Genomic DNA, 6546 nt, shown 5'->3' on the forward strand with positions numbered 1-6546 from the left:
TCAAAGTCCTATCCAATGGCCTGTTTGATGTCATAGGGATCGTCGAGGTCGAGACGTTCAACACGCAAGTTCTTGAGGTCGAGAGCAGCGGCTTCCTCGCGCAAAGCCGTGACCTGAGAAGAAACGTGTGCGGTTGCAATGATGCTATGACCGTTTTTGGCCATGCCGATTGCAGCAGCTTTACCAAGCCCGATCCAGCGCCGGGATAAGGATTGTCTTTGACATTCTAATCTCCTGTTGTTGGCATCGTCGAATGGTCTGAAAGTCAATTCACCAGCCGAGGCCGGAAACTGCCGCAAGAGCGACTTCCATGTCCTGAGACACTGCCCCTCCCGACACCCCTATCGCTCCAAGGAAAATTCCATCGGATCCGGTCAATGGCAGTCCACCGCCAAACACGCAGGCAAGGGCATTCCCGTCATTCTCGACAACTACGCCGCCCACAAGCACAAGAAAGTCCGCGCCTGGGTCGTGCGCCATCCGCGCTGGACCTTCCACTTCACACCGATATCGAGTTCATGGCTGAACGCCGTCGAAGGCTTTTTCGCCAAGCTCCCCGCCGACGCCTGAAGCACGACGTCTCTTGCTCCGTCGCCGACCTCCAGGCCGCGATCAATCGTTTCGTAGCCGAGTACAACGAGATTGAGGCCCTTCATCTGGCGCGCCGATCCGGACGCGATCATCGCCAGCCGACGCCGTGCCTTCCAGGCGCTTAGTGCGCTCCGCTGAGCATCGAGCGGCGCGACTTGGGCGGCCGGGGGCAATGCGGTCAATGGCGGCTTTGAGCCCAGAGCGGCAACGAGGTAGACGATGTCACTCCGGGGAATGGTGCTCAATCTCAAAACGTGAGAGCATGCCTGTACTAGCGGCAAAGTGCGCGACACAGCCAAAGTCTAGCTTTGTGAGCCGCTAAGGGACGGTGGCGTGGAGCATTCTGGATGGGGCGTAGTGTGAAACCATTTATCTTGGCCGCAGGGCTTTCTTTGTTTTTTCTCGCTGCCTGTTCGCACACCGTGCGAACATTCGACCAAACACCGTCATATTCGCCCGCGCAGCCGACAAGCACGCGGCTGACACAAGCTGTCCAAAGCCTTGGTGATCCTAGAGACGGTCGCTCCGGGGTCAAGCTGATCGGCAACGGAGAAGAAGCGCTGGCAGCGCGCTTGGCACTTGCAGCGGCCGCCGAAAAAACGATCGATGCTCAGTATTACCTTCTGCACAATGATGCTACCGGAAAAATCTTTGCGTGGAGCTTGCTGCAAGCCGCGGATCGGGGAGTGCGGGTGCGGCTATTGCTCGATGACATGGACACCAAGAGCTATGACGCCGTGACTGCGGCTCTGGACTCGCATAAAAACATCGAAATCCGGCTCTTTAACCCGTTCTGGCGGGATCAGAGCCTTGTCGCGGCCGGCCTCACCGACTTCAAGCGGATCAACCGCCGGATGCACAACAAGTCGATGACCGCCGATAATGCCATGTCGATCGTCGGTGGCCGCAATATCGGCGATGAGTATTTCCTGGCCAAGAGGGAATTGAACTATTCGGATCTTGATCTGCTGGTTGCTGGACCCGTTGTCGACGAAGTCTCGACAAACTTTGATGAGTACTGGAACAGCAAGTTTGCAGTGCCCGCGCGCGCTGTCGTTGGCGAACCAGAGGGGTTCAGTCTCGACGAAGCGCGCGATCGCCTTGACGAGATCATCAAGGATGCCCGGAAGACGAAATATGCCAGCGTCGTGCGTGCGGCTGCGAAGCAGAATTTCACGCCATCGACGCTGAAGCTTGCGTGGGTTCCCGCCAAAATGTACTCGGACCCCCCTTCAAAAGCGGCCGGTGAAGAAGACAATGAAGAAGAGATTCTTGCCTCTCAACTGGCAAAGTATTTCGCCGATGCGACATCAAAGGTTGAGATCATCTCTGCATATTTCGTGCCAGGCAAACGCGGCACAAAGTGGTTGCGGGAACTTGAGGCGCGGGGCGTCGAGGTGTTGGTTGTAACCAATTCGCTGGCATCGAACGACGTGAAACCCGTCTATGCGCATTATGCAAAGGACCGGCGGGCTCTTCTGGAAGGCGGAGTCCACCTCTACGAACTTCGGCCTGACGCAGATCAAGAAGCGCGGCGCGGCGTCAATTGGGGTGAATCGCGATCGGGTCTGCATGCCAAGGCGTTTACCATCGACGATCGTTACCTGTTCGTCGGCTCGTTCAACTGGGACCCGCGGTCGGTGAATATCAATACGGAGATGGGCATTCTGATCGACTCGCCTGAATTTACCAAGAAGACGTCGAACGCCCTAAGAGGCGTTTTAAGAGAAGAGACCTTTGCCGTAAGGCTGGACAAGGACAAGCGGATCTCCTGGACGGAGACCCAGCCGGACGGGACGCAGCGGATCTATTTTCATGAGCCGACGGGTTCGCCCTGGGATCAATTCGTGGCGGGATTTTATGCGATTCTCCCTATCGGTTCACAGCTCTGAGGTTTTCGCGACGCTGACCGAGAAATTCGCTTTCCAAAAAAAATTTCGATGGCCGGCGTATTGGCGCCGCATGATCGGCGCTGATCGAGACGTTCTCGACGTAGGCGTAGAAGTCGTGGCGTGGTTCCTCGCTGCCCATGACTCTGCATTTCGATGCGATGCTCGCGCCTAGAATATTGATAGGGTAAAGAAACTCCCGATGCTTTTGCTACTTTCATGCAACAGTCTGTGGTTTTCACGGTCGCGTTTGCCAATTGTGGACAAACAGTTGGAGACGTTACCCCGAAGTTACAGTACGGTAATCTTTGCCGTCCATTATTAGGCGGCGACCATTTGAACGCGGGCGTTGGGGAACGCTTTCGCTGATCTTCGGAAGCGGTCCTCCGCTGGGGAGCAAAGCTATGCCTCTATTCCGTAGGATGTCGGCTTTAACGATACTCACTGCATTTACAGCGTCGGCAATGGCCGAAGACAACGCCCAGGAATTGGCCAAGAAACTTTCAAATCCGATTGCCTCACTGATCAGTGTGCCATTTCAGTTCAACTGGGACCAGGGCTACGGTCCCGAGGATGGCGACAAGACCTACGTGAACGTACAGCCCGTCATCCCGTTCTCGTTGAATGAGGACTGGAACCTCATCTCCCGCACGATCCTGCCGATCGCTTATCAGAATGACATAGCGGGGCCTTCCGGGGATCAATTCGGTCTTGGGGATACTACGCAAAGCTTGTTCTTCTCGCCGAAGAAACCGACTTCCGGTGGCATCATCTGGGGTGTCGGCCCTGTTTTCCTCCTGCCGACCGCGACTGACGACCTGCTTGGAGACGAGAAATGGGGAGCAGGCCCCACCGGCGTAGTCCTCAAACAGGATGGTCCGTGGACGGTCGGGGCTCTGGCCAACCACATCTGGTCGTTTGCAGGCGATGACGATCGACCGGAGGTGAACGCCACATTCCTCCAGCCCTTCATCGCCTACACAACGCCGAAAGCATGGACCTTTTCCCTCAATACCGAGAGCACCTATAATTGGGAAACTGAAGACTGGTCTGTGCCCATCAATTTCGCCGTGGCCAAGCTGATAAAGGTCAACAAACAGCCAATCCAGTTACAGGCCGGTGTTCGGTATTGGGCAGAAAGCCCAAGCAGTGGACCTGACGGCTTTGGCGCACGGCTCACCGTTACGTTTCTTTTTCCGAAATAGAGACTTTCGCACCTAAAGGGGGTGTACAGATGCAACAGGATTTCGATGGATTTGATATCACAATGATCCGACTGATCTTGCCGGCCTGGGTAGGCCTGGCGGCGATGCTGGTCGCGACGCCGACGATTGCTGCGGACGCCCAAACGCCGCCGCCTGTTGAAACCGCGCCCGGGTGGAGCTTCACGGTAGAGCCCTTTTTCTGGGCAGCGGGCCTCGACGGCAGGGTCGGCGTCCACGGCCTTGGGCCCGCGAATGTCAATCTCGATTTCGATCAGATTTTCGACCACATCGATTGGTCACCGCCGCCGGTCATGATTAACGGCGAGGCGCGCAATGGCCGTTACGCCCTTTTCACCGAATTCATCTACCTGGGACTCGATGCCGAAGGAACATCGCCCGGCCCGTTCCACATTTCGGCAAAAGAAGATTTGGACCTCGTGCTGTGGACCTTCGGGGGCTCCTACCGGCTACTCGACAATGGCACCGCGAACTTCGACGTTCTAGCCGGCGGACGGCTCTGGTATTTGAACTCGGACCTGACCCTTACGGGCCCTCGCGAGGTAAGGGAGGCGAGTGGCAGCAAAACCTGGGTCGATCCCTTGATTGGGGTGAGCGGCACCGTTGGTCTCGGCAGGGGTTTCGGGCTTCACGGCGAGGCCGATGTCGGTGGCTTCGGCGCCGCCGCCGACATCGATTGGCAGGTGCAGGGCACGCTTCAATACCAGTTCAACAACTCGTTCACGCTGGAGGCGGGCTACCGCTATCTTGATGTAGACTACGATGATGATGGATTTGTATGGGACGTATCCATGCAAGGGCCAGTCATTGGCGCCAAGTTTAAGTTCTGATTGTACCCGCCGGCCGTCGCTTCCGCCACAACGCTGGCAGAGCCCACTGCGCAAAGTTCGTCATTGAAACATCAATGACGCGGACCGCGCCGCATTCGTTTGGGTTAGCTGCGAGGTCGTTGGCTGCAAACGCGCGAGCGCGGTAAGTCCCAATCGCTGCTCGTGTCTGTGCGGTGGCACGGCTATCAACTTCAGATCCCTTAAGACGCCAGCAACAGCCCGTTACGTGGGAATCTGGGATGTAATCTCAATCTCGGCAACCAGATCTTGAACGGCTACATATCCGCCGTCCGCACCAGAAACGCTGAGTAACTTCCATTCCACATAATCAGTCTGCATCGTTTCCTTGGCTGTTCTAATGGCATCTGCGAGTGCCTCATCAAGACTACCCAGTTGTGATTTCCCTTTAAACTTTTCCATACGACACTCCCAGTCTTAGATGGATCTGACTCAATAAATTTGATGATAGCTAGGGTTGTGCAATTCGGACAGAGCGATGGCTCGATTTGACGTGAGCCGCGCACCGGTGTCGGGCGCGGCTCAATGCGAACGCAGTGGTGTTAGTTGGCGCCACGCCCGCCCCTGTCCCGGATTAGTAGCAAGGCGGGTGGGGGTAATATCCACATGGGCCATAGCCGTTATAATAGCGGTCACCGTAGCCGTAGTCATACCCGTAGCGGTATGGCCGTGTCGCAGCCGCGCCAAGGGCGACCCCAGTCGCGCCGGCATACCATGCGCCATGGTAGTCGGGAGCATGCCAGTAGTTGGCATGAACGTCGTTGATATGGACATCGTCCATGCGATCGCCTCCGGCGAACCCTCCGCGGTAACCACCGCCGCCAAAGCCGCCACCGCCATCAAAGCCGCCACCGCCGCCGAAGCCACCACCACGACCACCACCGCCACCGCCACCGCCACGATCGATGAACAGTGCTGCAGGTCCACTCGAGCCGCTCAGACTTCCTTCGAGAACCGAAACGTCGAATGTCAGGTTGCCGGCTTCGATCTTCGGCGACCTTAACGTCACCACGGCGTCCTCGACCTTTGAACCGTCACCGCCCAGAACGGAAATGGTGCCGTTGGGCGGGTCCTTGATAAAATTGTCGGCGCCCTCAGACCATTGCATGACGAACTGCTCGGTGGTGACGTGGCCCGCCGCCCGGACCGGGCGATCGGCAAAGACGATGGAGCTCATGGCCACGCCGGTCATGGTCAGTTTGCCGCCTTCCAGTTTGGCGCCGGCGGAGTTGACGACAAAGAGGGAGGGAACCGGCCCCGTCGCCGTGACCACGCCAATGGTCTTCTCAAGCGGCACGTGCGGTTTGACATCCGCATCCTGCGCGCGCGTTGCACTGCCTGCAGCCATAGTTACACCGCCGACAATCAAAGCGAGGCATGCGAGTTTTCTGTTAAGCATGGTAAGTCTCCTTTTCTGAACTTCAATGTTTATGCCCCCGCGGGCAAGGACGAAGCAGCCTCGGGCGCATCAGCCGGGGCTTTGTTGGGCGCGTTCAATTCCGTGGTTGTCGCGCCGGGAGGGGCCGACCAGGAAAGAAGATAATTGTGTGCCATTCCAGCCAAAGTGGTGACCTGGATCGGGTAAGCGACATACAGGCCTCCGCCTAGGGCCGCACCTGCCACCATCAGCGCAACTACGCGAAGAAGCATCTTCTTCACATCTATTCCTTCATGAAAACTCGAGCCCGGTGCCGGTCTTCGAGCAAGGGCTGTCATTCTTCAAAAGAGAAGATCTTCCCCCAGTCTTTCTTCATGCTGATGATCACCCAGCCGTCCTTCACTGCTTCGTCGTAAAGTTCCTGTGTGAAGGCGCCAACCTTGGTGTCCGGTAGGCCCGTCGCCGGACCGTAGGCGTATTCCCTCTCGGCATCGTCGTGCAGCAGCAGCATGGCGAACCGCGGACCGTCACCGGCCTCGGTATATTCCAGCATCTGCTGGTCGCCCGTGGAATTGCCCGCTGCGAACACCGGCTGGCGGCCAATCATCAGATGAATG

Annotated in this window: 7 protein-coding genes and 2 pseudogenes; 4 read left to right on the forward strand and 5 right to left on the reverse strand. The window is 57.3% G+C overall.

What is annotated here, in order from left to right; all coding sequences use genetic code 11:
* Positions 1–8: 8 nt before the first annotated feature.
* A complete protein-coding gene (locus AAAB35_RS19330; protein ID WP_340669908.1) occupies positions 9–299 on the reverse strand; it encodes a hypothetical protein in 291 nt (96 codons plus the stop codon).
* Entirely contained in the window at positions 271–480 is a 210-nt protein-coding gene (locus AAAB35_RS19335) for a heme-binding protein (protein WP_340669905.1), read from the reverse strand. The genes AAAB35_RS19330 and AAAB35_RS19335 overlap by 29 nt, the downstream gene beginning before the upstream one ends.
* Here AAAB35_RS19335 and AAAB35_RS19340 point away from each other — a divergent pair.
* The 4 genes and pseudogenes from AAAB35_RS19340 to AAAB35_RS19355 all read left to right on the forward strand — a co-directional run.
* Positions 418–729: pseudogene (locus tag AAAB35_RS19340) on the forward strand (transposase); the annotation flags it as partial. The gene AAAB35_RS19335 and the pseudogene AAAB35_RS19340 overlap by 63 nt on opposite strands.
* A 221-nt stretch (positions 730–950) precedes the next feature.
* Positions 951–2483, forward strand: a complete 1533-nt coding sequence (locus tag AAAB35_RS19345; RefSeq protein ID WP_340669901.1) for a phospholipase D family protein — start codon at positions 951–953, stop codon at positions 2481–2483.
* Between the two features lie 419 nt (positions 2484–2902).
* Complete coding sequence (locus AAAB35_RS19350) at positions 2903–3685, forward strand: transporter (protein ID WP_340669906.1); 783 nt, start codon at positions 2903–2905, stop codon at positions 3683–3685.
* A 29-nt stretch (positions 3686–3714) separates the two neighbouring features.
* A complete protein-coding gene (locus AAAB35_RS19355; RefSeq protein WP_340669902.1) occupies positions 3715–4533 on the forward strand; it encodes a hypothetical protein in 819 nt (272 codons plus the stop codon).
* A 222-nt stretch (positions 4534–4755) separates the two neighbouring features.
* On the opposite strand, the gene AAAB35_RS19360 is transcribed toward AAAB35_RS19355, so the two are convergent.
* From AAAB35_RS19360 to AAAB35_RS19370, 3 genes and pseudogenes are all read right to left on the reverse strand, one after another.
* Positions 4756–4953 (reverse strand): hypothetical protein, encoded by a 198-nt coding sequence (locus AAAB35_RS19360; protein WP_340669903.1) that lies wholly within the window; start codon positions 4951–4953, stop codon positions 4756–4758.
* 172 nt (positions 4954–5125) lie between these two features.
* The gene (locus AAAB35_RS19365; protein WP_340669907.1) at positions 5126–5899 is read right to left on the reverse strand and encodes a hypothetical protein; all 774 of its coding nucleotides are present in this window, start codon (positions 5897–5899) and stop codon (positions 5126–5128) included.
* A 364-nt stretch (positions 5900–6263) separates the two neighbouring features.
* Positions 6264–6546: pseudogene (locus AAAB35_RS19370) on the reverse strand (haloacid dehalogenase-like hydrolase); the annotation flags it as partial.

The sequence above is a fragment of the Phyllobacterium sp. genome (genome assembly GCF_037994425.1).
In the GTDB taxonomy this organism is placed as follows: Bacteria; Pseudomonadota; Alphaproteobacteria; order Rhizobiales; family Rhizobiaceae; genus Phyllobacterium.

Excerpts from the sequence above, each read along its gene's own strand:
- AAAB35_RS19335 (WP_340669905.1), bottom strand. The coding sequence starts at position 480 with ATGGCGCACGACCCAGGCGCGGACTTTCTTGTGCTTGTGGGCGGCGTA.
- AAAB35_RS19350 (WP_340669906.1), top strand. The coding sequence starts at position 2,903 with ATGTCGGCTTTAACGATACTCACTGCATTTACAGCGTCGGCAATGGCC.
- AAAB35_RS19355 (WP_340669902.1), top strand. The coding sequence starts at position 3,715 with ATGCAACAGGATTTCGATGGATTTGATATCACAATGATCCGACTGATC.
- AAAB35_RS19360 (WP_340669903.1), bottom strand. The coding sequence starts at position 4,953 with ATGGAAAAGTTTAAAGGGAAATCACAACTGGGTAGTCTTGATGAGGCA.
- AAAB35_RS19365 (WP_340669907.1), bottom strand. The coding sequence starts at position 5,899 with ATGGCTGCAGGCAGTGCAACGCGCGCGCAGGATGCGGATGTCAAACCG.